The sequence below is a fragment of the Chryseobacterium aurantiacum genome (assembly GCF_003020585.1).
Classification (GTDB): Bacteria; Bacteroidota; Bacteroidia; order Flavobacteriales; family Weeksellaceae; genus Chryseobacterium; species Chryseobacterium aurantiacum.
The window spans coordinates 50,943-74,287 of the sequence record NZ_PXUE01000009.1; the positions used below are offsets into that span (position 1 = coordinate 50,943).

Here is a 23,345-nt window from a genome sequence, read left to right on the forward strand (position 1 = left end):
TACAATGAAATTCAGAACAGAGGTTGACATCCCAAAATCGGAGAAGAAAATTGAGATTGAAGATAAAATATTTTCAATCGGATCCTGTTTTGCTACTGAAATGACTGATTTACTGAGAGATGGACAGCTTCAGACGCTTAATAATTCTTTCGGAACTATTTTTAATCCTTTTTCTATCAATAATGCTGTAAAAAGACTTCATGATTCAGCATTCTATGAGGAAGAAGAATTGATTATATACAATGAAGAATATATTTCACTAGATCATCATACCAGTTTTGATACAAGATATATTCACCAGACCTTAGATAAAATTAATGGTAACATTGAAGAGGGCAATGCCTTTCTTCAGGAGGCTGACTGGATCATTATCACCTATGGTTCATCTTTTATCTATGAATTTCTTCCGAAGAATAAACTGGTGGCCAATTGCCATAAAATTCCACAGAAATTCTTCGAAAAAAGACTGCTTTCCCATCAGGAACTTACAGCTTCCATTTACAATACAATTCTGGAGCTTAAAGATATTTGTAAGGAAAACGTACAAATCCTGTTCTCGGTGTCACCGGTAAGGCATACCAAGGATGGAATGGTTGAAAACCAATTGAGTAAATCTAAATTAATTACAGCCATCCATGAATCTATTTCTCTTTTTGAAGACTGCCATTATTTGCCTGTTTATGAAATTTTGATGGATGATCTGAGAGATTATCGTTTTTACAAGGAAGATATGATTCATCCAAGTACACAGGCTGTGGGCTATATTTTTGACAAATTTGGAGATTCATATTTCTCAGAAGAAACCCAAAACTTTATCAAAGAAAACTTTAAAATCATCAAGGCATTGGAACACAAAACCAATGATAAGAAAGACCCCAAGTTTATAGAGTTTAGGGAAAAGCTTGATCAAAGAATAGAAAATCAACGTAAAAAAGTAAAACATACTATATTCAGATGATTGATTTTACAAGAATTGACTATTTGAAAAATGGAAATGAAAGGCAAAAAAGAGCCTATGAAGTCCTTAAAAAGTATGATGTTCTAGAAAAATTAGAACCTTATTCTGCTATTCTGGCCGGAACAATTCCTATTGAAATTGACATTGAAAGCAGTGATCTTGATATTATTTGTGAGGTTGATCTGAGATTTGAAGACAGTTTTTTGAAATATCTTACATTTAGCAATTTAATTCCATCTGATACTGATGTAAAGGTTGAAAATGTAATTGTAAATGGAGAAAAAAGCATTGTTCTGAACTTTATGCTTGAAGAATTTCCTATCGAGATTTTTGGACAAAATAAGCCTGTTACAGAACAAAATGCTTACAGACATATGATTGCAGAATACAATATTTTGCAAGAAAAAGGGGAGGATTTTAAACAAAAAATAATAGATCTTAAAAAACAGGGGGTAAAAACAGAACCTGCATTTGGAATACTGATGAATCTGGAAAATCCTTATGAAGATCTATTAAAATTATAAAAAAATGATTGATACACATACGCATTTATACGCAGAAGAATTTGATGAAGATAGAAAAGAAGCCATTCAAAGAGCTTTAGACAAGGGTATTACAGAGTTTTATCTTCCTGCCATTGATTCTGAATCTCATGAGAAAATGTTGCAGCTGGAAACAGAATACCCGAAGCAGATTTTTTCTATGATGGGGCTTCATCCTTGTTACGTAAAACCGGAATCCTGGGAAAAGGAGCTGAATATTGTTAAAAGTTATCTAGATCAAAGACATTTTCCTGCAATAGGAGAAATAGGAATTGATTTATATTGGGATAAAAGCACTCTTGATATTCAGGTAAAGGCTTTTGAACAACAGATCGACTGGGCTATAGAAAAAGATCTTCCGATTGTAATCCATACAAGAGAAAGCTTTGAGGAAACATTTGAAGTACTGGAAAGAAAAAAACATCCAAAATTAAGAGGTATTTTTCACTGTTTTTCAGGAAATTTGGAGCAGGCTCATCATGCTATAGACCTGAACTTTATTTTGGGAATAGGTGGAGTAGTAACCTTTAAAAATGGGAAAATAGACCAGTTTCTGAACGAAATTCCTTTAGATAAAATTGTACTTGAAACAGACTCTCCTTATTTAGCCCCTGTTCCACATAGAGGAAAAAGAAATGAAAGTTCATATCTTGACCTAGTTGCCGGTAAACTGGTGGATATCTATGGTAAGGATTTTTCTGAGATAGATAGAATTACCACTGAGAACGCAAGAAATATTTTTAATACTTAAAAATACATGAAACTGCTTCCTAATATTACTTCATTAAGGTTTTTCCTGGCTTTCCTGGTTATGATTTTTCATATTCCACAGTTTTTTCAAAATAGAGGATTAGCAGCATTCAATGATTTACCTATATTTAATAAAGGAAGCGAAGCTGTATATATGTTTTTTTCTTTAAGTGGTTTTCTTATTATAAGACAGTTATTTGAAGAGAAGTCAATGACCGGAAGAATTGATTTGAAGAATTTCTACATAAGGAGAATGCTCAGAATTTTTCCGTTATACTATCTGGTTGCCATTATAGGAATGGTTTACTATCACATTGTTCTTCCTAAGATGGGGTTTGATTTTCAAAGCAATTATAACCTCACAGAGGGTATTATTCTTTTGTTTACATTTTTTCCTAATGTTTTTGCCGCTTTCAGACCAGGAGGCATTCTTGAAATGCTTTGGTCTATAGGGGTAGAAGAGCAGTTTTATCTTTTAGTAGCCCCTCTTATTCTTTTGGTTCCACAAAAATATATCAAAGCCTTTTTATTTATTTTTAGCTTTGTATTTATTGGTTTATACTTTACACCAGCGTTAGCTTTTTTAAGTAAATATCAAATGATGTTTTTCTATTTTTCTTTTACAGGCTGGTGTTCTTTGTTAAGAATTAAGGAGAATAAGTATAATGGCTTTATCTGTGTTGTAAGTAGTATTCTCTTACTCATATACTTTACAACGAATATTTTCACCAATAATATGTCAGACCTGCAATATCATATTTTTGGGATGATATTATTTGGCGTTTTTCTTATTTTTTTCACTCATAAGCCCATCCGTTTTTTTGAAAATAAAAGACTTATTCATCTTGGGAAAATTTCTTACGGGATCTACATGTATCATGCTATTGTAATGCAGCCTGTAGGATTTATCCTCCTTAAGGCCGTTTCCAAATACAAATTAAGTGATCCCGTAATTATAATTTTAAGTTTTCTCTCGGTAATACTGATTACTATATTCATTTCTCATCTCTCATATCGATATTTTGAAAAGAGATTTCTTGTTTTAAAAAATAAATATAGAACAACGTCCCGATAAGAGTTATTTCTTTCTGGTAAAGTTTTTGTTTTTAGGTTTTTTAAATCCTGTAGGAGCCCCAGTACCAGAAGGCTTTTTGTTGTTTTTGTTCGGTCTGGAATTATTATTAGAAGTAGATGTTCTAGGTTTTTCAGAACCTCCAGAAAAAGGTTTGTTATTAGAATCTCTTTTCTGTGCGACCAAGTCATCAGTGTGGAACGGATGGTTTTTGATAACAGGAATCTTCTTTCCAATAAGTTTTTCTGTATTTTTTAGATTTAAAAGGTCTAGCCCGTCTACAAATGAAATAGAGTTTCCTTCAGCACCCGCTCTTCCTGTTCTTCCAATTCTGTGTACATAGGTTTCAGAAACATCTGATAGCTCAAAATTGATAACGAATTTTAACTCATCAATATCAATTCCTCTTGCTGCAATATCTGTTGCTACAAGAACCCTTGTTTTTCCGGATTTGAAGTTATTAAGGGCATTTTGCCTTGCATTTTGAGATTTGTTACCATGAATAGCCTCCGCAGAGATATTGTCTTTTTGAAGCTTTCTGGCAATTTTGTCGGCCCCGTGCTTTGTTCTTGCAAATACCAATACTGATTCCGAAATATCATTTTCCAGGATATGGGATAATAGATTCAGTTTATTGTCCTTTTCTACAAAATAAACAGACTGTTTGATGGTATCTGCTGTAGAAGAAACAGGAGTAACTTCTACCTTTACAGGATTGTTCAGAATTGAATTAGCAAGCTTCTGAATTTCACCAGGCATGGTTGCTGAAAAGAATAAGGTTTGTCTTCTTTGAGGCAGAAGCTTGATGATTCTTTTAACATCATGCACAAAGCCCATGTCAAGCATTCTGTCTGCTTCATCAAGGACAAATATTTCAAGGTTTTTTAAGCTGATAATTCCCTGCGCAATAAAGTCAAGAAGTCTTCCCGGCGTTGCAACTAAAATGTCGATTCCTTTTCTCAAAGCAGCCTCCTGATTTCCTTGTTTTACTCCTCCGAAGATAACAAGTTGCTTTAAAGGAAGATATTTACCGTAAGCATTAATGTTTTCCTCAATTTGAATAGCCAGCTCTCTGGTTGGAGTAAGGATTAATGCCTTTATATGTTTATTTGGAATTTTATTTTTAGATAAATTCTGTAAAATAGGGATGGAAAAAGCAGCTGTTTTTCCAGTTCCTGTCTGTGCGCAGCCTAAAAAGTCTCTGCCATCTAAGATATCAGGAATTGATCTTTCCTGAATGGGTGTTGGAGTCGTATATCCCTGTTCCTGAATTGCTTTAGCAATAGGTTCTATTAAGTTTAAGTCTGTAAAATTCAAATGAATTATTTTAAAATTTAAATAAAAATTCCCTCAGTCTGAAAGAATTACATTTTGCAAAGGTAGTTTAAAAAATCTTAAGAAATATCCCCTGTTTTCAAAACAGTTTACCAAATAGTAAATAGAATTTTAAAGGTATAAAAAATGGCTGCCCAGCATAGGCAGCCATATATTTTTGATAAAAATATAGATATTATTTAAATCTATACCCTACACCAGCTTGCAGAAAGCCTACTTTCACTGGAAAGGTATTGTTTTTACTGGCTTCAATGAAGTTGAAATTATATCTGGCATCCACAAAAAACTGATCATTGATCTTATATTCTGCTCCTAAAAATGGAAAAAGGTTTAATGTCTTTATTCCCTCATAATTTCTTTTCTCCGTTCCGATAATAGCGTTGCTTGATTCTGCTTTTGTGGAGATATTAAATCCAAAATTCATCCCTACAGATGCTGAAAGATTTGGAATAATATAATATTTTGCAGAAATAGGAACCTGAATCTGGTTAAGACGGTATTCGAATGTTGTATCTCCTGTATTTACAATTTCACTTCCTATTAGGGCTACTGTAGAATATGCAATTTTACCTCCTAATTGAGTATAAAGAACCTCAGCCTGCAATCCAAACTTAGGTGATAAAGACTGTTCTGCCACAATTCCTGCATAGAAATAAGATTTTGAATCTAGCTTTTCATCAAAAAACTTCATGCTGGATAAATTATATCCTCCCTTTACCCCAAAACTTATAGATTTATCAGGTGTATTCTGTGCATTAATTAAAGCTGAAATAGCTAATAGTACAACGGAAAAAAAGTTCTTTTTCATATTTGTTTCTTAAATTAAATGATTACGTTTTTATAAAAAAAATAATTCCGTCGTAGAGAGGGAATTATTTTTCACAAATATAAGTTAAATATTTTATAAGGTCTATTTGACTTTTTTCCATTCCTGGTTTTTCCTTAAGTCCTCGAAGAAATGATATACTTCCGAAAGTTTTTCACTGCCGCGTTTTCCATAATCTTCTACATTTTTAGAAGTTGCATCATTGAAGTTAATTCTTAAATAGGCTGTGGAAAGATCAGTAATGTTTCTGCTACCATATTTATCCTTTAGGTTTTTTACATCCAAGCCGTCAAGCAAACGGATCAATTTATTGTAATCTTTTTCCTTGATGGTTCCTGTAAACGTGCCTTCGCGAGGTTTTGAAAACTCATCTTTTGATGGCTTATCATTGAAATTAAAATGCTCAGCTTCAAAAATGGCAGTTCTATCCGGATTGATTGTCATTTTAAAAACAGGACAAAATCCAAAGCAAGCACCTGCCTGATATTCAATTTTGGTATATTTTGAATTCGTTGTCTGTGAAGTACACGAAAATAGAAAGATAAATGCACAAAGGCCCAGTAAATATTTCATAGTTTAAATTTCAGAATGGTCTTTCAATAATTATTCCAATTGAATCGGAGAAAAAGTTATAAAGTGAAAATGATAAAAAAATAAAGAGAAGCATGATTGCTCCTCTTTATTTTATTTCTTATAATATTAATCACGGGTTGTGATCAAAATTATTTTATCCATGTAACTGTTTCCAGATAGCATCTTTCAATTCTACAAGACCTTCGCCTGTTACTCCAGAGAAGAATAGAGGTTGCTTGTTTTCTGGGAATTCTGCTGAGATTTCTTTTTTCAGCTCATCATCCAAAAGATCGGATTTTGAAACAGAAATAATAAAATCTTTATCTAGAAGTTCAGGATTATATTCTTTTAATTCATTTTCAAGAATTTTAAATTCCTGGAAGTGATTTTCAGAATCTGCCGGAATTAAAAACAACAGAATGGAGTTTCTTTCAATGTGTCTCAGGAATCTGTGTCCTAATCCTTTTCCTTCTGCTGCTCCTTCAATGATTCCTGGGATATCAGCCATTACAAATGATTTGTAATTTCTATAATCAACAATCCCAAGGTTAGGAGTTAATGTAGTAAAGGCATAGTTTGCAATTTTAGGCTTAGCTGCAGAAACAGAAGCTAAAAGTGTGGATTTTCCTGCATTTGGAAACCCTACTAAACCTACATCTGCCAAAATTTTAAGCTCGAAAACAACATAGCCTTCCTCGCCATCCATTCCGGGTTGAGCATATCTTGGAGTTTGATTGGTAGAAGACTTGAAAAACTCATTTCCTCTTCCTCCTTTTCCACCTTGCATTAAAATAATTTCCTGCTTGTCTTCAAGGATTTCTCCGATAATTTCTCCTTCTTCATTTTTAGCAATACTCCCAATGGGAACATCGATGTAAATATCAGAACCATCAGCTCCGGTAAGCTGGTTTTTCGCTCCGTTTTCACCACGCTCAGCTTTTATGTGACGGGTATAACGAAGCGGAAGTAAAGTCCATTCCTGAGCATTTCCTCTCATGATAACGTGTCCTCCACGACCTCCATCACCACCATCAGGACCTCCCTTAGGAATATATTTTTCACGGCGAAGGTGGGCAGAACCTGCTCCTCCGTGTCCGCTTTTACAATGAATCTTTACGTAATCTACAAAGTTTGACATAATTTTTAGGGTTTAGGCCTTAGGGGTTAGGGAATAGATATTTAACTATGCTAAATCCTAATCCCTAAATCCTAAATCCTTATTTAATTTTCTCTACCTCAGCGAAAAGTTTTTGGGAAATCTCATCAATTTCACCTACGCCGTTTACTTCTACATACTTTCCTTGCTGCTTATAAAGTTCGGCTACTTCTGCTGTTTTAGCATAATATTCTTTAATTCTGTTTTCGATGATCTCTACATTGCTGTCGTCAGATCTACCGCTGGTTTCTCCTCTTTTAAGAAGTCTTTCAACCAATATTTTATCTTCTACTATCAATGAAAGACAGATATCAATCTCGTCATTCAGTTCTTCCTTAACGATTTTCTCCAAGGCTTCTGTCTGAGCAGTTGTTCTTGGGTAACCATCGAAGATAAAACCGTTAGTATCAGTTGGTTTTTTAATCTCATCAATCAGCATATCTGTTGTTACCTGATCCGGAACCAATTCTCCCTTATCGATGTAAGACTTAGCCAGTTTTCCAAGTTCAGTGTCATTTTTCATGTTATATCTGAAAAGATCACCTGTTGAAACCTGCTTTAAGTTGAATTTTTCGATTAGATTCTGAGCTTGTGTTCCTTTTCCACTTCCTGGAGGGCCGAACAGAACAATATTTATCATAATTTTGATTCGCTGCCGGTCTTTAATAATCGTATGACAGTTGACCTTTAGCTTTTTTAAGTTAATATTTTACTTTTATTTCGATTAAATTTTGAAGCTAAAGGCCAATAGCCGGTAGCTAATGACAATAATTAATGGTTGATTTGTCCGTCTTCTAATTGGTATAAATTAGGTAAGTTTCTTCCCAATTCATCATAATCCAATCCGTAACCAAGTACAAACTTGTTAGGAATTTCTTTTCCAATATAATCCAACTTGAAATCTTTTTGATAAATCTCAGGTTTCAATAAGAAACTTGCCAGTTTTACAGATTTTGGACGTTGGGTTTCTTTGAAGTATTTAAAAAGACTTTCTACAGTGTTTCCTGTATCAACAATATCCTCTACAAGAATAATGTGACGGTCTTTTACTTCTTTAGTCAGTTCCATTTTCTGATAAACAATCCCCGTAGATTCTGTTCCTACATAAGAACTCATTTGAATGAAAGCAATTTCGCATTCACCCGGGTAATATTTTAAAAGATCTGAGAAGAACATGATTACTCCATTCAATACTCCGATGAAAACAGGAACTTCATCCTTGTAATCTTCATAAATTCTTAACGCTGTCTCTTTTACAATTTCCTGAATTTCGGCATCCGTTAAATAAGGAACGAAATTTTTGTCGTGAACTCTAATGCTATCCATAAAATTTTTAGTAGGAGGCAAAGTTACGGATTTTTGATTTTTCAATAAAATCTTTTTGTGTTTAATCCCGGATTTGTCCTATATTTGTTCTTTCAAAACCCATAAATACAGACATGTAGGATATAATTTCTTTCAGATTCATTCAAGCGGTAACCCATAAGTTACCCGTGTTTAACCATTATTAAGAAAGAAATCATGATTTTACTGCAAAATGTATCCTTTGGGTTTCCGGGAGGAAATCTTCTATTTAATCATATCAATTTAACAATACAATCTCATACTAAATCAGCTTTAGTAGGAAATAACGGCATGGGAAAATCTACCTTGCTGAAAATAATGGCTGGTGAAATACAGCCTTTAAGCGGAAATATAAATATTGAGGGCGAAATATTCTACGTTCCCCAGATGTTTGGAAATTTTAATCACTTAACGATCTCAGAGTGCTTGAAAATAGACCAAAAGCTCAATGCTCTTGAAAAAATTACAAATGGAGAAGTTGACGAAAAATATTTTGAAACTTTAAATGACGACTGGGATATTGAGGAACGATGCAAGAATGCCCTGCAATATTGGGGACTTCAGGATTTTGAATTAAATCAAAAACTAGAAGGATTAAGCGGTGGGCAGAAGACAAAGGTTTTTCTGGCCGGAATTCAAATTAATCAGCCAGACCTTATTATTTTGGATGAACCTACCAATCATCTGGATCTGGAGGGTAGAAAGCTGTTGTATGACCTTATAGATAAAATAAGTGCAACGGTTGTTATTGTAAGCCATGACCGATCTTTGCTAAATCTGATTGATACTACATTTGAGCTAAGCAATCAGGGAATTACCGCCTATGGTGGAAACTTCAATTTCTATACAGAACAGAAAGAAGTGGAGGAGGATGCTTTGCAGAATGATATTAATGCCAAGGAACGTGCTTTAAAAAAGGCGAAAGAAAAAGAGCGTGAAACCTTGGAGCGTAAACAGAAACTGGATGCAAGAGGAAAGCAGAAGCAGGAGAAATCAGGGGTTGCCAGAATTATGATGAATACACTCCGAAACAATGCTGAAAAAAATACCTCCAAGCTGAAAAGTGTACATGCAGAGAAGATAAATGATATTTCAGGAGATTTGCGAGAACTACGATCTACTGTAAGAAACTCTGATCAGATGAAAGTAAATTTTAATGATTCCGGCCTGCATTCCGGTAAGCTTTTATTAACTGTAGAGAATATTAATTATAGATATGGAACGGAGAAGCTTTGGACAGAAAACCTTAATCTTGAAGTTCGCAGCGGAGACAGAATTTCCATTAAAGGATCAAACGGGTCCGGGAAAACTACTTTGATAAAGCTTTTATTAGGAAACGCACAACCTTTTGAAGGGAGACTAAACCGATCCGAATTCCAAAGTATTTACGTTGACCAGGAATATTCCTTGATTAATCCTGAATTAACAGTGTATGATTTTGTTCAGACCTTTAATGACAATGCATTACAAGAATCGGAAGTAAAGACTTTGTTGTCCAGATTTTTATTTGGTAAAGAAACATGGGACAAAAAATGTGAATTTTTGAGTGGCGGAGAGCGTTTGAGACTACTTCTTTGTGGTCTGTCTATAAGCAATAAAGCTCCGGATATGATTATTCTGGATGAACCAACGAACAATCTGGATCTGCAAAATGTAGAGATTCTGACCAATTCTATTAAAGATTATCACGGAACTCTGCTAGTGATTTCCCATGATGAGATTTTTCTTAATGAGATAGGAATTGATAAAGTAATGGAGCTGAAATAGCTGGTAATATTATTCCTAAAGACTATATTAAAACTCAATGGAAGCGGACTTTAGTCCGCTTTCTGCTTATTGAGATGTTTATTGGATTAAAAAAAATATTATTTCTTTGTCTTTTTAATGGCATCCAGATAAATCTTCTTAATGCTGTTTTTTTCTTCTTTCTCGCTGATGCCTTCAAGAGCGGGGAGAAGAGTCGTATTGTGCTTGGTTTTTAATTTAAGTATTTCTCCCAATGCAAAGGCAGCGCTCCAGCGTACCACAGTGCCCTCATGTTCTGTATTCGTTAATAGATTTGTAACCGCTTTGTCTAAATTTTCAATGAATAAATGAGCAGTATTGCCTATCACTTTAGCGCTTTCCCATTTTATTCTTGGTGCTTTTTCAGTAAGGGTATTAGTGACAAATGAGAATACGGTTTCATTTGCAATATTAGGATTCAGTTTGGTAGCATATTCAATGGCTTCTATGCAGGTTCCTTTTATAGGGTCTTTAGATTTTTCTGCAAAAGCAATCAGTTCATCTGTAGGTAAAGATGTGTCAATGATCCATTTGCTGAGAATTTCGGTTTTTTCCTTTGCTTTTGTAGTCTTGTCTTTAAAAAGTTCTTCTATGGTCATAGGATAATTTTGATTTTTTCAACGTTCCAATTTAGGAATTCCTTTTGAAAATAAACCAGCACGAAAAGAACCTCTAAGCAGTCTTTTCTTGAAAGTTGAAGAGCTGCTAAATTCTTACAATCTGCGAGAGATTATTAAATGTGTTTCAAAACCCATTCATAAATTTCATTCAATACTTCTTCTCGTATTTCTTCATTGAGAATCTCATGGCGCATATCCGGATAGATCTTTGCATTCACATCCTGAAATCCGTCAGCTTTTAAATGATCGACAGTATAGATAACACCTTTACTAAAGTCTCCAATCGGATCATTCTGCCCGCTTACAAACAATAACGGAAATGATGGGGAAATAGAATTGGCCCAGTCTCTTGCCGTAGCCCTTTTATAAACCGTAAACAAAGTATAAAATGCATTATGAGTGAACGGGATTCCGCAAAGTTCATCCTGTTCAAAAGCAGTTCTGTTTTTAGAATTAATACTAAGCCAGCTGGTTGGCCCAAAGTCTTTATCCTTTTTAAAATTCTTGTTGTTAACATTCGTGAAAACAGAATTTAAAAAAGTACGGTGATGCGGAGCAATGGCATTAGCTAATGATAAATAACCTCTTAGAAAATCTATTCCCGGCAAAGGCCCACCGGTTCCCGTAATAATAGCACCAGAAAACTTAGCACTTGCCTTTTGAAGAAGACAACGGGTGATGAAAGAGCCCATGGAATGTCCCAAAATAAAATGAGGTACATCGGGATATTGCTCTGCAAGATGGTCAGCCATCAATTCTGCATCTGCAACCAATCTCTCATCCGGTTTGTCAAGTTGGAAGAAGCCAATGTCTTTTTTCTCTTTTACAGACTTCCCATGCCCTAGGTGATCGTAGGTTAATACAGCAATTCCATGAGCTGCAAAATAATCTGCTATTTCAGAATATCTTCCGCTATGTTCCTGCATGCCGTGAACAATGAGAAGAGTAGCTTTTGCTGTTTCCGGAGAAAATAGGGTGTGGAAAAGCAGTGATTCATTGTCTATTTTGGATGGTAGATAAGCGGATGTTTGGGATAGAGACATAATATTTTCTGTTTCAGGATAATCAAAGATATAAAGAGAATTCTATAGATAAAAATATAACAAGTTTAATTTTTTCTTGGTATTACTATTCTATTGAATCATACGAGTAAATAAATTTAAATTTTCAGTAAAATCAGTCTGTTAACGATCAGTGTTTGGAGTTTATTAACTTATATTTTGGTTTCTCAACTCCATGATTTTCACCCCAACCCAAAATAAATGTCACCTATAATTTGGCCGTCATTTTTTTTAAAAGTAATTTTGCATGAATCTAAAAACAAAAGTACATTATGTCAACTTATGTAGTTGTAGGTCTTCAGTACGGAGATGAAGGCAAAGGAAAAATCACGGATGTTTTATCAGCAAAATCGGACTATGTAGTACGTTTCCAAGGTGGAGACAACGCTGGTCACACGGTTTATGTGGGTGAAGAGAAATTCGTTTTACACCTTCTTCCTTCAGGAGTTCTTCAATGCAAAGGGAAATGTATCATTGCGAACGGAGTAGTGGTAAACCCTAAATCTTTCATTAAAGAAGTTGGTCAAATTGAGAGCAAAGGCTTGAGAACAGATCATATTTTTATCAGCAGAAGAGCGCATGTCATCATGCCTTACCACATCCTTTTGGATACTTACCGTGAAGAAGAACACGGAGGAACTCAGATTGGAACAACCAAAAAAGGAATCGGACCTTGCTACGAAGATAAAATCGCAAGAGTTGGTATCAGAATGGTTGACCTTTTGAATCCTGAAATTTTAAGAGATAAAATTGAGAAAAACCTTAAGGTTAAAAACTCTCTATTTGAAAAATACTACGGAAAGCCTGTTTTAGACGTTGAAGAAATCTACAATGAGTTCTTAGAGATCGGAAAACAGCTTCAGGACAGAATCGTTGATACGGAACTTGAACTGAACGAGGCAATCCAGGAAGGAAAGAACGTATTGTTCGAAGGGGCTCAGGCTTTGATGCTTGATATCGACTTCGGTACTTACCCATACGTTACTTCATCTTCTCCATCTACAGGAGGAGTTTGTTCAGGAGCAGGAGTTCCGCCAACTTCACTTCAAAACTTGATCGGTGTAGCAAAAGCTTACTGTACAAGAGTTGGAAACGGACCTTTCCCATCTGAACTGGATAACGAATTAGGAGAAAAAATCAGACAAATTGGTGGTGAATTTGGAGCTACTACAGGTAGGCCAAGAAGAACAGGTTGGTTAGACCTTGTTTCTCTAAAGCACGCTTGTATGATTAACGGGATCAATAATCTTGTAATAACAAAATTAGACGTTCTTACAGGAATTGAAAACCTTAAAATTGTTACTCATTATAAAACTGAAGACGGAAAAATTATCGACTATTTCACTTCGTCAACAGAAAAGTTATATAACTACGAGCCAATCTACCAGGATTTACCAGGTTGGGAAGAAGATATCACGAAAGCAAGAAGTTATGAAGAACTTCCTGATAACGCCCAGAAATACATCGAATTTATCGAGAAGTATTTAGGAATCAATGTATATTTGGTTTCTGTAGGCCCGGAAAGAAGCCAAAACATTATCAGAAAAGAATTATTCTAATATTCTTTGAACATAAAATAAAAGAGACCGTCACAACTGACGGTCTCTTTTTTTATAAATCAACCCATTATCTCTCATAGTTGTTGATAATGCCTATATTTAATCCATTAATTCAATCAAATGGAGGATAATAATAAATCTCATAGTATGCTGAACAATATCCTAATCAGCTTGCTTTTCACAATAGCATACGGAGTTTTGCTATTTATATACAATGAAATGCCTCTTGATCAAATCAGTAATTTTAGATTCAAACTATTTATTGTCTGTGGTTTGGTGTTTACTGTAGCGGCTATTTTTTTTGCAGCAAAAAGTTATAAAGAGGTAAAAAAGAGTTCAATTATTCTGATCATTATTAATTCACTAGGATTATTAATTCCTCTGGCTCTCTTGTTGGTAGCTTTTACATAATTCAATATTCTCAAACTCAGCAGCTATAAGCTTATTGTGGTATTCTCATTCCTCTAAAAAATAATGCGAACTTCAAGAAAGTGTTCAAGTTTTAAATGTTAAATTTTCAACTTTGTCATAAATTTTTGTAAAATTATGTTGTTTTGATAAAATTATGGCAGATATTTTGATATTGACTCATTGCTTATCGATAAGAACTAACAAAACTAATAATCGCTTTTTTTAACAGTTTAAATAGTAATAGTGATGAAACACCTGAACCAAAATCAAGAATTTCGATTCAACGAAGTTCTTTTTGAGCACCGCAACAAAGAATATGGTGCCTATGCATTAAGAAACGAATCAGATAGAATTTTAACCAAAGCACTTTTTATAGGAGCGAGTTTAATGGCTGCCGTATCAATTACACCATTTGTAATTTCAGCATTAAAAGGACCAAGTATTACCAACACAATTACTGTTTGTGATTCAGGGCCCTTTGTTGTTCAAAATGTAGATACACCAGAAGTAATACCGCCTGCAGAAAATGTAAAACCAGTAACTCCTCCAGCTGCTTTAAAAACATATGATGACAGATTGCCGGAACCCAGAGCTGTTGTTACCAATGAAAAAAAAGATGCAGACAAGACAAATGCTATTGCAAGTACGCAAAAATCAGAGGGTGAAGAAACAAACACAACGTCCTATACTCAAATTGTTCCAAGAGTAATAGGAGGTGAAGGGGTGCCTACTGTGAAGATAGAGCCAATAATTGAAAAAACAGATCCTAAAAAAATTGAAACAGAACTTAGCGTAGAAGCCAACTTTAGCGGAGGAATAGACTCTTTTAGAAATAAAGTGATGAGTAACTTCGACAGTTCTGGTTTTGAATCAGGAGATGTCATGAAAACTACGGTAACCTTTATCGTAGAAATGGACGGAACAATATCAGGGGTAAAAGCTAATGGAAACAATGCCGATTTTAATAATGAGGCGATCAGAACCGTGAAATTAATTTCCAACAAAGGAAAATGGACTCCTGCCAAAAACAAAAAAGGAGAATTTGTAAGAAGTTACTTCAAAATTCCAATTTCTATGAAGTTTGATAATTAATATCAAAAAAAACGATTTTTTAAAGTTATCCACAAAGATTTTTTTTTGTGGATAATTTTTTTAACAGTTAAAGTCTTTATTAACAATACTTTAACTCAATTTTGATTTTCGCCACTCATCGAGAGCAAAGAAAAAAGTGTATTTTTGAAACTTAAAGTTCTAATAATGGCAAAAATCATAGGTATTGCTAATCAAAAAGGAGGTGTTGGTAAAACTACCACCGCTGTAAATTTAGCAGCAGCATTAGGAGTATTGGAAAAAAGAATATTAATTATTGACGCTGACCCTCAGGCAAATGCCACATCGGGATTAGGCGTTGAAGATGTTCAGTATTCTACATATAATCTACTGGAGCATAGTGCTGATACAAGAGTTTGTATCAAAAGAACGGCTACTCCGAATCTGGATATTATCCCGTCACATATTGACTTGGTAGCAGCAGAAATCGAACTGGTAGACAAAGAAGACCGTGAATATATGCTGAAAAAAGCTTTAGCTAGTGTGAGAGATGACTATGATTATATCATTATCGATTGCGCACCAAGTTTAGGGCTTATTACAGTGAACGCTCTTACTGCAGCTGATTCTGTAATTATCCCTATCCAGTGCGAATACTTTGCATTAGAAGGACTTGGAAAACTTTTGAATACCGTTAAGAATGTTCAGAAGATCCATAATAAAGACCTTGGAATAGAAGGACTTCTTCTTACCATGTATGACAGCAGACTAAGATTGTCTAATCAGGTAGTGGAAGAAGTAAACCTACACTTTCCGGAAATGGTTTTTGAAACAATAATCAGCAGAAATGTAAGATTGAGTGAAGCTCCAAGCTTCGGAGAAAGTATCCTGAATTATGATGCCGAAAGTAAAGGTGCAGTTCAGTATATTCAGTTAGCAGAAGAAGTTCTTCTAAAGAACGAAAACTTAATAAAGAATTAAATTAATAATAAATGGGAAATAGGTGAGTGCTAGTCATCATTTATTAAACATCATTTATCAATTATATCTATGAAGGACAAAAAAAGAGCTATGGGACGTGGTTTGGGCGCCATTTTAAGTGCAGAATCTAAAGCAACTATCAATTCAGCTACTGATGAGGGAGCAGATAAGTTTGTGGGAAATATAGTAGAAGTTGCGCTTGAAGATATTTATCCTAACCCGACGCAGCCGAGAACTTATTTTGATGAAAAAGCATTAAACGAACTTGCACAGTCTATTAAAAATCTGGGAGTAATTCAACCAATTACCCTAAGGAAAGATGGCGAGAAGTTTGAGATTATATCCGGGGAAAGACGTTACAGAGCAACTAAAATTGCTGGTTTAACAACTATTCCTGCTTATATCCGTTTAGTAAACGATCAGGAACTTCTTGAGATGGCTCTTGTTGAGAATATTCAGAGAGAGGATCTTGACGCTATCGAAATTGCCCTTACTTATCATAGACTTTTGGAAGAAATTGGTCTTACTCAGGAAAATCTGAGTCAGAGAATTGGAAAAGACAGAAGTACAATTACCAACTCCATAAGGCTTTTAAGGTTAAATCCGGATATTCAGAATGCCATCCGAAGTGGTGAAATTTCTGCGGGACATGGAAGAGCAATCATCAGTCTTGAAAGTGAGGAAGATCAACAGGTTTTATTTGACCTTATCATCAAGGAAAAATTAAATGTTCGTCAGGCCGAACAAGCCGCGGCTGCATTGAAAAATCCAAAATCTCCCGCTGCAAAAAAAGTAAATGCCGAGCTTTCCAATAACTATAAAAGAGCACAGAAGACCATCGCTGACATCCTGGATGTAAAAGTGGAAATCAAGGCTTCTGGAAATGGTAAAAAAGGTAAAATTGTTCTGGACTTCAAAAATGAAGATGAGCTGGAATATATTTTATCCCATATTAAATAAATGAAGAAAATATTTTTCACATTTTTCTTGTGTATCGCTGTATTGGCTTATTCACAAGTTGTAGCCCCTATTGATACTGTTCAGGTACAAACACCTCCGAAAGAGAATGTTCCTGCGCTAAAACCTGGAAAAACAGAATCCAAGATCATTGCTGACTTAGAGAATGCCAACGGGCCCACAAGAAAAACCATAAAGCTAAATCCTACAAGAGCTGGACTGTATTCAGCAGTTTTTCCTGGATTGGGACAGTTTTATAATAAAAAATACTGGAAGATTCCCATTGTTTGGGGAGCAGTAGGAGCAGGTGTTGGTATTGCAGTCTGGAATGACAGTCAATACAAAAAGTACCGCGAATACTATATCGCTAAGCTTAACGGTACGCCTAATGAATTCGTAGACAGCCATCCGTGGTTGGACAAGCGTGCGTTAGGAAATGCACAGGATAGAGCGAAAAGACAGAGAGACTATGCTGTTGCCATTACAGGGTTAATCTACATTTTAAATATAGTGGATGCCGTAGTGGATGCCCATCTTTATGAAAGCCGTCATGATCCGGATCTTACTTTCAAGCCATCAGTTATCCAGGATCAATATGGTTATGATGCGCCAAAAACAGGATTTGTTTTAAGTTATAGATTTTAACATAATAAATACATCAGACTGAAAGATCTGGGTAGTAATAAAAATAAGAGATTATATGAAAATAGCATTAGTTGGTTACGGGAAAATGGGTAAGATCATAGATGAGATTGCACAGAAAAGAGGTCATGAAGTAGTTGCCCGCCTAAAGCAAACCCCAACTGCTGAAAATCTTAATAATCCCGATGTTGTTATCGAGTTTTCTTTGCCGGAAGTGGCATTTGATAATATCAAGGCTTGTCTTGAAAATAAAATTCCTGTTATCTGTGGAACTACAGGCTGGCTTGATAAAAGAGATGAAATAGAAAAACTTGCGGTAGAAAATGATACAGCATTCCTATATGGTTCAAACTTTAGCTTAGGAGTTAATCTTTTCTTTGCTTTAAACGAAAAGCTTGCCGATATAATGAAAAATGTAGATGAATATTCTTGCCAATTAGAAGAGATTCATCACATTCATAAAAAAGATGCACCAAGCGGAACCGCAATTTCAATCGCTGAGGGAATTATCAATAACAACCCAAAATTTGAGGCTTGGAAGCTTGAAGAAACCCAAGGTGATCAACTTGGAATTTTTGCCGTTCGTGAAGATGAGGTACCCGGAACCCACAGCGTATTTTATAGAAGCGAAGTGGATGAAATTGAGATCAAACATACTGCTTTCAACAGAAACGGTTTTGCACTAGGAGCTGTAGTTGCTGCAGAATGGATTAAAGATAAAAAAGGAAACTTCGGAATGAAAGATGTTTTGGGACTTTAATTTGTAACAAATTCTGTAAATTGCAGACAAATTACAGAGAATGATGAATAGTGAATTATAAATAGCATCCCGCTGTTATCATTTATTACTCATCATTTATCATTTTATATCATAAGAATAGGCACAAAAATTTATGAATTATTTTTTAACTTATACAGTGTATGTCCTCATTTTATCAATATTAATGGGGATTTCAACTTGGAAGTTGTTCAAGAAAATGGGCTATAGCCCTTTATTTGCATTTATACCTTTCTACAACTATTTTATCGTTTTAAAAGAAACAAAGCATCCAAAATGGTGGGCCATCCTTTCATATCTTCCGATTGTAGGGCCAATCATGATGTCTGTTTTTCATCTTTACTTAATGAAAAAATTTGGAAAGTCTCTTTTCAAAGATCAAATCCTTACAGTAATCTTGCCATTTATTTATATGGCTACTGTAAACTATTCTAAAGATGTAGAATTGGAGGATGAAAATGCAAATGACCTATTCCTTACAGATGAAGAAAAAAATGAAAAGAAAAAAGACACGTTCTTAGGTTCTATTACCTTTGCCGTTGTTTTTGCTACCATTATCCACGTTTTTGTAACACAGCCGTTCGGGATTCCTACAGGATCCATGGAAAGAACATTATTGGTAGGTGACTTCCTTTTTGTAAACAAATGGAGCTACGGATACAGACTTCCAATGCGTCCTTTAGCAATACCTTTCCTTCAGGGAACAATTATGGATACCGGACAGAAAGGAAATCCAAAAGATGATCCGAAGTCCTACGTAGATGGGGTAAAGATGCCTTATACAAGAATCTTACAATTCAATAAACCACAAAGAAATGATGTGGTGGTTTTCAACTATCCTCAGGATTCCGTGCATACAGCAATCGACAGAAAAGATCCATACGTTAAAAGATGTGTTGCCGCTGCCGGAGATAGCTTTGAAATGAGAGGAGGAAGACTTTTCGTAAACGGAAAGCCGGAAACTGTTTTAGGAGACCAGGAAGTACAGCACAGATATCTTGTAACTACAGAAGACCAGTTGGATATCCCAACTTTATACAAAGCCTATGGATTTTTACCGGTTCAGGAGTTACAGCAGCCTAATGGAGGCTATCTTTACGCTTTTCAGGGATTAACCGATAAAACAGCTAAAGAAATTAAAGAACTTCCTCAGGTTATTGATATCAAGGAGGATGTTTCTGTAAAAGGAGAAGCTGCCGTATACTATAAAGATGAAGCTAAAACGAAAATTGATACAACACAGTCTATATTTCCGATCAATAAACCTTGGAATCAGGATTGGTATGGTCCGGTAAGAATTCCGAAGAAAGGAGATGTTGTTGCAATCAATAGTGAAACACTTCCAATGTATCAGTGGATTATCTCTGAATATGAGCACAACAGTTTAGAGAAAAAGAACGGGAAAATCTTTATCAACGGAAAAGAAGCTAATCAATATACCATTCAACAGGATTATTACATGATGGTTGGAGATAATAGAGATGCTTCTCTAGATGCAAGATTTTTTGGTTTTGTTCCTGAAGAAAATATTGTAGGAAAACCAATGTTTACATGGATGAGCGTACAGGGGATATTCCCGGATGCAAGTTCAACGTATCAGGCCCCTAAGAAAATCCGTTGGGAGAGAATGTTTAAGGCAACCAATACAGGCGAGTCCAATAAAACCTCTTACTGGTGGATTGCAGCGATGATCTTGATCTTGTTCTTCGGCTGGGACTATTTCATGAAATTATTCAGAAAGGAAAAAACTGAAGATAATTAATAGAAAAATTAAACTTAAAATAGAATGAAGTATTTGAAAAAATGCTTCATTTTTGTATTATGAATATGACGAATGTATTATTGCCGGCATTTTATATGCCCCCAATCTCATGGTTCTCAGTATTTTTGAATCCTGAGAATGAAATTGTATTTGAACAGTTTGAAAATTTTCCGAAACAGACCTATAGAAACAGAGCGAATATCTATGGAGCCAACGGAAAACTATCTCTTATTATTCCTATGAATCATAATGGGAAAAGAGAGATGAAAGATATAGAAATCTCTTACAGAGAAGATTGGAGAGGACTTCACTGGAAGTCAATCAAAACAGCCTACCAGAGTTCTCCTTATTTTGAATACTACGAAGATAAATTCAGAAAGATATTTGACCTGAAAGAAAAGTTTCTTTTAGACTTTAACCTTAAAGGGCTGGAAGTAATCCAACAGATACTTAAAACAGAAAAGGCACACTCTTTGAATGAAGAATATATCAAAAATCCTGAAGGGATCAATTTTAGAGAGAAATTCTCCGCAAAAAAGTCCTCAGAATTTGAAATGGAAGACTATTATCAGACTTTCTCAGATAAGTTAGGATTTTTGGAAGATTTATCGATTCTGGATCTTGTTTGTAACAAAGGACCCGAATCACTTACCTATATAAAGAAAATAAAACAGTCATATTAATATGAAATCGTTGTAACCGGATTCTCTGGCAAATAAAAACAGATGACCTTGACGATGGCATGTGACTTTATAATAAAAATAAATATCAACATATGAAAAAGGTATTATTAGCTGCAGTTTTTTTGACAGGTTTTAGCTACTCTTTTGCACAAGAGTCTAAAGCTAAAAGTATTGACCCGAAAGAAGATAAAGATCTGATGATGTGGTATCACAAAGATTTTTCCACTTCAAAAGTGTATGGTGTAAATACAGAAAATGCATATAAATATCTCGAGTCGAAAGGTTTGAAGCCAAAAACAGTAGTTGTAGGGGTTTTGGATAGTGGAGTACAGGTAGATCACCCAGGATTGGTGAAAAATATGTGGACGAACCCTAATGAAGTACCCGGAAACGGTAAAGATGACGATGGAAACGGATATATTGATGATATCCACGGTTGGAACTTTATAGGTGGAAAGAACGGAGATATTGGTATTGATAACATGGAAGTGACCAGAGTTGTTGCTAAATATCAGCCAATTTTCGAAGGAGATGATTCTGCTAAAAACAAAGCAAATCAAGCCAAAATGCCGGAAGAATTTGCAATGTATATGAAAGCAAAAGGGCTTTTCACAAAGAAAAGCATCGAAGCAAAACAAAACTTCCAAACCTATTCCATGATCAATGACCTGATCCCGAATATGGTAAAGTTATTGGCAGGGAAATCCGTGACAGCAGAAAATATTTCAGCAATTAAGAAACCTACGGAACAGAAAGATGCAATTGCTTTGGAAATTCTGGGACAGGTATCTCAAGGACCTGAATTTAAAGGAAAATCATCTGCGGAATTTGAAAAACTGATGAAAGAGCAAATGAAAGAAGCAATCGATCATTACGCCCCTTCAGCAAAACAATATGACCTTTCATACGATCCGAGAAAAGAAATTGTAGGAGATAATTATGACGATTATTCTGAAAAGAATTACGGAAATAATCACTATGAGGGCCCTGATGCCGAACACGGAACACACGTAGCGGGAATCATTGCAGGACTTGCACAAGGAAAGGAAATACAGCATGGAATAGCCTCTAAGGTGGCTAAAATCATGACCGTAAGAGCGGTGCCAGATGGTGACGAAAGAGATAAAGACGTTGCCAACGCTATAAGATATGCCGTAGATAATGGTGCAAAAGTTCTGAATATGAGTTTTGGTAAACCGGTTTCTCCTGGTAAAAACGTGGTTTGGGATGCTTTCAAATATGCAGAAGATAAAGGCGTTCTTTTAGTAAAGGCTGCCGGAAATGAAAATGAAGATGTAGCAGAACATTTGGCTTATCCTACAAATTTTAAAAACGTTACTGATGAAAAACCTTTTGTCAATAATGTGATTGTGGTTGGAGCAAGTACCAATGATAACAATGCTTTAAGAGCAAGCTTCTCGAACTATAATAAAAAGATGGTTGATGTTTTTGCGCCGGGAGAAAGAATTTATTCTACCGTTAAAGGAAGCCAATATGAATACCTGGATGGAACCTCAATGGCGTCTCCGGTGGTAGCGGGTGCAGCAGCTGTTTTATTGGCCTATATGCCCAACCTGAAGCCGGTGCAGATTATTGAAGCATTGAAAAAATCAAGCAACCTGAGCCAGTCAAACGGGTTTAATGATTTCTCAGGAGCAGGAGGAGTTATAGATGTGAAAAAAGCCGCAGAATATGCCTATAACAATTTTTATAACGGAACTAAAGCTCCTGTTGTAAAAAAAGCATCTAAAGCTGTTAGAAAATAATTATTAAAAGATGTTTATTGTATCCATTTTCGTAATTGAATAATGTGTAGGTTTCGGATGGGAGGCCGCTGCAACAGTATAAAAGTTACCCAATGGAAATTTCTTAAAATATTCATTTTTAAATACCTAATAAAGGAGTCCGAATTTTTTCGGACTTTTTTATTTTTAAATTGAAATTTTGGCACGGTTTTTTGTAACTTTATTGTAACAAAATAATAAACAACAAAATGAAAAAGTTACTACTTGCAGGGATGTTAGGAACATCACTTTTTGCAGTGTCTTGTTCCTCTGTGAATAACGCAGCTACAGCTCAAAATCAAAAAGCTGAATTTCTTAAATTAAAAGGAGATTGGCAGATTGTGAGCGTAGATTACGAAAAAGGATATAAAATTAAACCTTTTGACGAAGGGGCTGACGCTCAGTGTTTCGTAGGAAGCCACTGGAGACTAATCCCTAATAACTGGACAGGTGCCTATACCTTAAATGGAGGTGGAAGCTGCCCTGCCGTTACACAACCTATCAAATTTGAAATAAAAAACGGTGATACGTTTATGTTTAAAAAAATTATGGAGGGTACAAAAGCAAAACAAAATACTGCAGGTTATACTCTAAGAGTAATCAATCAAAGTACAGATCAATTCTCTCTTCAGCAAGACGTTCCATTTGAAAATGGAAGTGTAAAAGTTGTTTATAACTTCGAAAGAGCTGGACTGAAATAATTTAATAACATAAAA

General features: G+C 35.1%; 23 protein-coding genes. 15 read left to right on the top strand and 8 right to left on the bottom strand.

What is annotated here, in order from left to right:
* The first annotated feature begins 4 nt into the window (after positions 1–4).
* Genes C7D53_RS20445 through C7D53_RS20460 form a run of 4 tightly spaced genes read left to right on the top strand, consistent with a single transcriptional unit; the run spans position 5 to position 3,325 of the window.
* The gene (locus C7D53_RS20445) at positions 5–958 is read left to right on the top strand and encodes a GSCFA domain-containing protein (RefSeq protein WP_106918244.1); all 954 of its coding nucleotides are present in this window, start codon (positions 5–7) and stop codon (positions 956–958) included.
* Positions 955–1,482 carry a DUF4269 domain-containing protein gene (locus C7D53_RS20450; protein ID WP_106918245.1) on the top strand — a complete coding sequence of 176 codons (528 nt, stop codon included), beginning with the start codon at positions 955–957 and terminating at the stop codon, positions 1,480–1,482. Before C7D53_RS20445 ends, C7D53_RS20450 begins: the two co-directional genes overlap by 4 nt.
* A gap of 4 nt (positions 1,483–1,486) precedes the next feature.
* Positions 1,487–2,251 carry a TatD family hydrolase gene (locus C7D53_RS20455; protein WP_106918246.1) on the top strand — a complete coding sequence of 255 codons (765 nt, stop codon included), beginning with the start codon at positions 1,487–1,489 and terminating at the stop codon, positions 2,249–2,251.
* Positions 2,252–2,257: 6 nt separating this feature from the next.
* Complete coding sequence (locus C7D53_RS20460; RefSeq protein ID WP_106918247.1) at positions 2,258–3,325, top strand: acyltransferase family protein; 1,068 nt, start codon at positions 2,258–2,260, stop codon at positions 3,323–3,325.
* Between the two features lie 3 nt (positions 3,326–3,328).
* Here C7D53_RS20460 and C7D53_RS20465 read toward each other — a convergent pair whose 3' ends face one another.
* From C7D53_RS20465 to C7D53_RS20490, 6 genes are all read right to left on the bottom strand, one after another.
* Positions 3,329–4,639, bottom strand: a complete 1,311-nt coding sequence (locus C7D53_RS20465) for a DEAD/DEAH box helicase (protein WP_106918248.1) — start codon at positions 4,637–4,639, stop codon at positions 3,329–3,331.
* A 193-nt stretch (positions 4,640–4,832) separates the two neighbouring features.
* Positions 4,833–5,465 carry a porin family protein gene (locus C7D53_RS20470; RefSeq protein ID WP_106918249.1) on the bottom strand — a complete coding sequence of 211 codons (633 nt, stop codon included), beginning with the start codon at positions 5,463–5,465 and terminating at the stop codon, positions 4,833–4,835.
* A 102-nt stretch (positions 5,466–5,567) separates the two neighbouring features.
* Complete coding sequence (locus C7D53_RS20475) at positions 5,568–6,056, bottom strand: DUF6438 domain-containing protein (RefSeq protein WP_106918250.1); 489 nt, start codon at positions 6,054–6,056, stop codon at positions 5,568–5,570.
* Positions 6,057–6,210: 154 nt separating this feature from the next.
* Positions 6,211–7,194, bottom strand: coding sequence for a GTPase ObgE (gene obgE / locus C7D53_RS20480; RefSeq protein ID WP_106918251.1), 984 nt, complete (start codon positions 7,192–7,194; stop codon positions 6,211–6,213).
* A 79-nt stretch (positions 7,195–7,273) separates the two neighbouring features.
* The gene (locus C7D53_RS20485; RefSeq protein ID WP_076357462.1) at positions 7,274–7,852 is read right to left on the bottom strand and encodes an adenylate kinase; all 579 of its coding nucleotides are present in this window, start codon (positions 7,850–7,852) and stop codon (positions 7,274–7,276) included.
* A 131-nt stretch (positions 7,853–7,983) separates the two neighbouring features.
* On the bottom strand, positions 7,984–8,538 hold the full coding sequence (locus C7D53_RS20490; protein WP_103293541.1) for a phosphoribosyltransferase: 555 nt from the start codon (positions 8,536–8,538) through the stop codon (positions 7,984–7,986).
* Positions 8,539–8,733: 195 nt separating this feature from the next.
* Between C7D53_RS20490 and C7D53_RS20495 the strand changes: the two genes are divergently transcribed.
* Positions 8,734–10,323 carry an ABC-F family ATP-binding cassette domain-containing protein gene (locus tag C7D53_RS20495; protein WP_106918252.1) on the top strand — a complete coding sequence of 530 codons (1,590 nt, stop codon included), beginning with the start codon at positions 8,734–8,736 and terminating at the stop codon, positions 10,321–10,323.
* A 98-nt stretch (positions 10,324–10,421) separates the two neighbouring features.
* Here the strand turns inward: C7D53_RS20495 and C7D53_RS20500 are convergent, their stop codons facing one another.
* Both C7D53_RS20500 and C7D53_RS20505 read right to left on the bottom strand, forming a co-directional pair.
* Complete coding sequence (locus tag C7D53_RS20500; protein WP_106918253.1) at positions 10,422–10,940, bottom strand: hypothetical protein; 519 nt, start codon at positions 10,938–10,940, stop codon at positions 10,422–10,424.
* A gap of 134 nt (positions 10,941–11,074) precedes the next feature.
* Positions 11,075–12,004: an alpha/beta fold hydrolase gene (locus C7D53_RS20505; protein WP_106918254.1), complete on the bottom strand. Its 930-nt coding sequence runs from the start codon at positions 12,002–12,004 to the stop codon at positions 11,075–11,077.
* Between the two features lie 290 nt (positions 12,005–12,294).
* On the opposite strand from C7D53_RS20505, the gene C7D53_RS20510 reads away from it, so the two are divergent.
* The 10 genes from C7D53_RS20510 to C7D53_RS20560 all read left to right on the top strand — a co-directional run bounded on the left by C7D53_RS20510 (position 12,295) and on the right by C7D53_RS20560 (position 23,330).
* Positions 12,295–13,581 carry an adenylosuccinate synthase gene (locus C7D53_RS20510; RefSeq protein WP_106918255.1) on the top strand — a complete coding sequence of 429 codons (1,287 nt, stop codon included), beginning with the start codon at positions 12,295–12,297 and terminating at the stop codon, positions 13,579–13,581.
* A 657-nt stretch (positions 13,582–14,238) separates the two neighbouring features.
* Positions 14,239–15,084, top strand: a complete 846-nt coding sequence (locus C7D53_RS20520; RefSeq protein ID WP_106918257.1) for an energy transducer TonB — start codon at positions 14,239–14,241, stop codon at positions 15,082–15,084.
* Between the two features lie 165 nt (positions 15,085–15,249).
* Positions 15,250–16,023 carry a ParA family protein gene (locus C7D53_RS20525; RefSeq protein WP_002981269.1) on the top strand — a complete coding sequence of 258 codons (774 nt, stop codon included), beginning with the start codon at positions 15,250–15,252 and terminating at the stop codon, positions 16,021–16,023.
* Between the two features lie 69 nt (positions 16,024–16,092).
* On the top strand, positions 16,093–16,983 hold the full coding sequence (locus C7D53_RS20530) for a ParB/RepB/Spo0J family partition protein (protein ID WP_106918258.1): 891 nt from the start codon (positions 16,093–16,095) through the stop codon (positions 16,981–16,983).
* Complete coding sequence (locus tag C7D53_RS20535; RefSeq protein ID WP_106918259.1) at positions 16,984–17,625, top strand: DUF5683 domain-containing protein; 642 nt, start codon at positions 16,984–16,986, stop codon at positions 17,623–17,625. It begins immediately after the preceding gene.
* Between the two features lie 55 nt (positions 17,626–17,680).
* Entirely contained in the window at positions 17,681–18,382 is a 702-nt protein-coding gene (gene dapB / locus C7D53_RS20540) for a 4-hydroxy-tetrahydrodipicolinate reductase (RefSeq protein ID WP_106918260.1), read from the top strand.
* A 133-nt stretch (positions 18,383–18,515) separates the two neighbouring features.
* The gene (lepB, locus tag C7D53_RS20545; RefSeq protein WP_106918261.1) at positions 18,516–20,162 is read left to right on the top strand and encodes a signal peptidase I; all 1,647 of its coding nucleotides are present in this window, start codon (positions 18,516–18,518) and stop codon (positions 20,160–20,162) included.
* 59 nt (positions 20,163–20,221) lie between these two features.
* Positions 20,222–20,845 carry a WbqC family protein gene (locus C7D53_RS20550; protein ID WP_185126720.1) on the top strand — a complete coding sequence of 208 codons (624 nt, stop codon included), beginning with the start codon at positions 20,222–20,224 and terminating at the stop codon, positions 20,843–20,845.
* Between the two features lie 92 nt (positions 20,846–20,937).
* Positions 20,938–22,611 (top strand): S8 family serine peptidase, encoded by a 1,674-nt coding sequence (locus tag C7D53_RS20555; RefSeq protein ID WP_106918262.1) that lies wholly within the window; start codon positions 20,938–20,940, stop codon positions 22,609–22,611.
* Between the two features lie 227 nt (positions 22,612–22,838).
* Positions 22,839–23,330, top strand: a complete 492-nt coding sequence (locus C7D53_RS20560) for a lipocalin family protein (RefSeq protein ID WP_106918263.1) — start codon at positions 22,839–22,841, stop codon at positions 23,328–23,330.
* Positions 23,331–23,345 lie beyond the last annotated feature (15 nt).

Bases quoted from the DNA above. Each gene is read 5' to 3' on its own strand.
- C7D53_RS20445 (WP_106918244.1), top strand. From the start codon at position 5: ATGAAATTCAGAACAGAGGTTGACATCCCAAAATCGGAGAAGAAAATT.
- C7D53_RS20450 (WP_106918245.1), top strand. From the start codon at position 955: ATGATTGATTTTACAAGAATTGACTATTTGAAAAATGGAAATGAAAGG.
- C7D53_RS20455 (WP_106918246.1), top strand. From the start codon at position 1,487: ATGATTGATACACATACGCATTTATACGCAGAAGAATTTGATGAAGAT.
- C7D53_RS20460 (WP_106918247.1), top strand. From the start codon at position 2,258: ATGAAACTGCTTCCTAATATTACTTCATTAAGGTTTTTCCTGGCTTTC.
- C7D53_RS20470 (WP_106918249.1), bottom strand. From the start codon at position 5,465: ATGAAAAAGAACTTTTTTTCCGTTGTACTATTAGCTATTTCAGCTTTA.
- C7D53_RS20475 (WP_106918250.1), bottom strand. From the start codon at position 6,056: ATGAAATATTTACTGGGCCTTTGTGCATTTATCTTTCTATTTTCGTGT.
- obgE (WP_106918251.1), bottom strand. From the start codon at position 7,194: ATGTCAAACTTTGTAGATTACGTAAAGATTCATTGTAAAAGCGGACAC.
- C7D53_RS20485 (WP_076357462.1), bottom strand. From the start codon at position 7,852: ATGATAAATATTGTTCTGTTCGGCCCTCCAGGAAGTGGAAAAGGAACA.
- C7D53_RS20490 (WP_103293541.1), bottom strand. From the start codon at position 8,538: ATGGATAGCATTAGAGTTCACGACAAAAATTTCGTTCCTTATTTAACG.
- C7D53_RS20495 (WP_106918252.1), top strand. From the start codon at position 8,734: ATGATTTTACTGCAAAATGTATCCTTTGGGTTTCCGGGAGGAAATCTT.
- C7D53_RS20500 (WP_106918253.1), bottom strand. From the start codon at position 10,940: ATGACCATAGAAGAACTTTTTAAAGACAAGACTACAAAAGCAAAGGAA.
- C7D53_RS20505 (WP_106918254.1), bottom strand. From the start codon at position 12,004: ATGTCTCTATCCCAAACATCCGCTTATCTACCATCCAAAATAGACAAT.
- C7D53_RS20510 (WP_106918255.1), top strand. From the start codon at position 12,295: ATGTCAACTTATGTAGTTGTAGGTCTTCAGTACGGAGATGAAGGCAAA.
- C7D53_RS20520 (WP_106918257.1), top strand. From the start codon at position 14,239: ATGAAACACCTGAACCAAAATCAAGAATTTCGATTCAACGAAGTTCTT.
- C7D53_RS20525 (WP_002981269.1), top strand. From the start codon at position 15,250: ATGGCAAAAATCATAGGTATTGCTAATCAAAAAGGAGGTGTTGGTAAA.
- C7D53_RS20530 (WP_106918258.1), top strand. From the start codon at position 16,093: ATGAAGGACAAAAAAAGAGCTATGGGACGTGGTTTGGGCGCCATTTTA.
- C7D53_RS20535 (WP_106918259.1), top strand. From the start codon at position 16,984: ATGAAGAAAATATTTTTCACATTTTTCTTGTGTATCGCTGTATTGGCT.
- dapB (WP_106918260.1), top strand. From the start codon at position 17,681: ATGAAAATAGCATTAGTTGGTTACGGGAAAATGGGTAAGATCATAGAT.
- lepB (WP_106918261.1), top strand. From the start codon at position 18,516: ATGAATTATTTTTTAACTTATACAGTGTATGTCCTCATTTTATCAATA.
- C7D53_RS20550 (WP_185126720.1), top strand. From the start codon at position 20,222: ATGAATATGACGAATGTATTATTGCCGGCATTTTATATGCCCCCAATC.
- C7D53_RS20555 (WP_106918262.1), top strand. From the start codon at position 20,938: ATGAAAAAGGTATTATTAGCTGCAGTTTTTTTGACAGGTTTTAGCTAC.
- C7D53_RS20560 (WP_106918263.1), top strand. From the start codon at position 22,839: ATGAAAAAGTTACTACTTGCAGGGATGTTAGGAACATCACTTTTTGCA.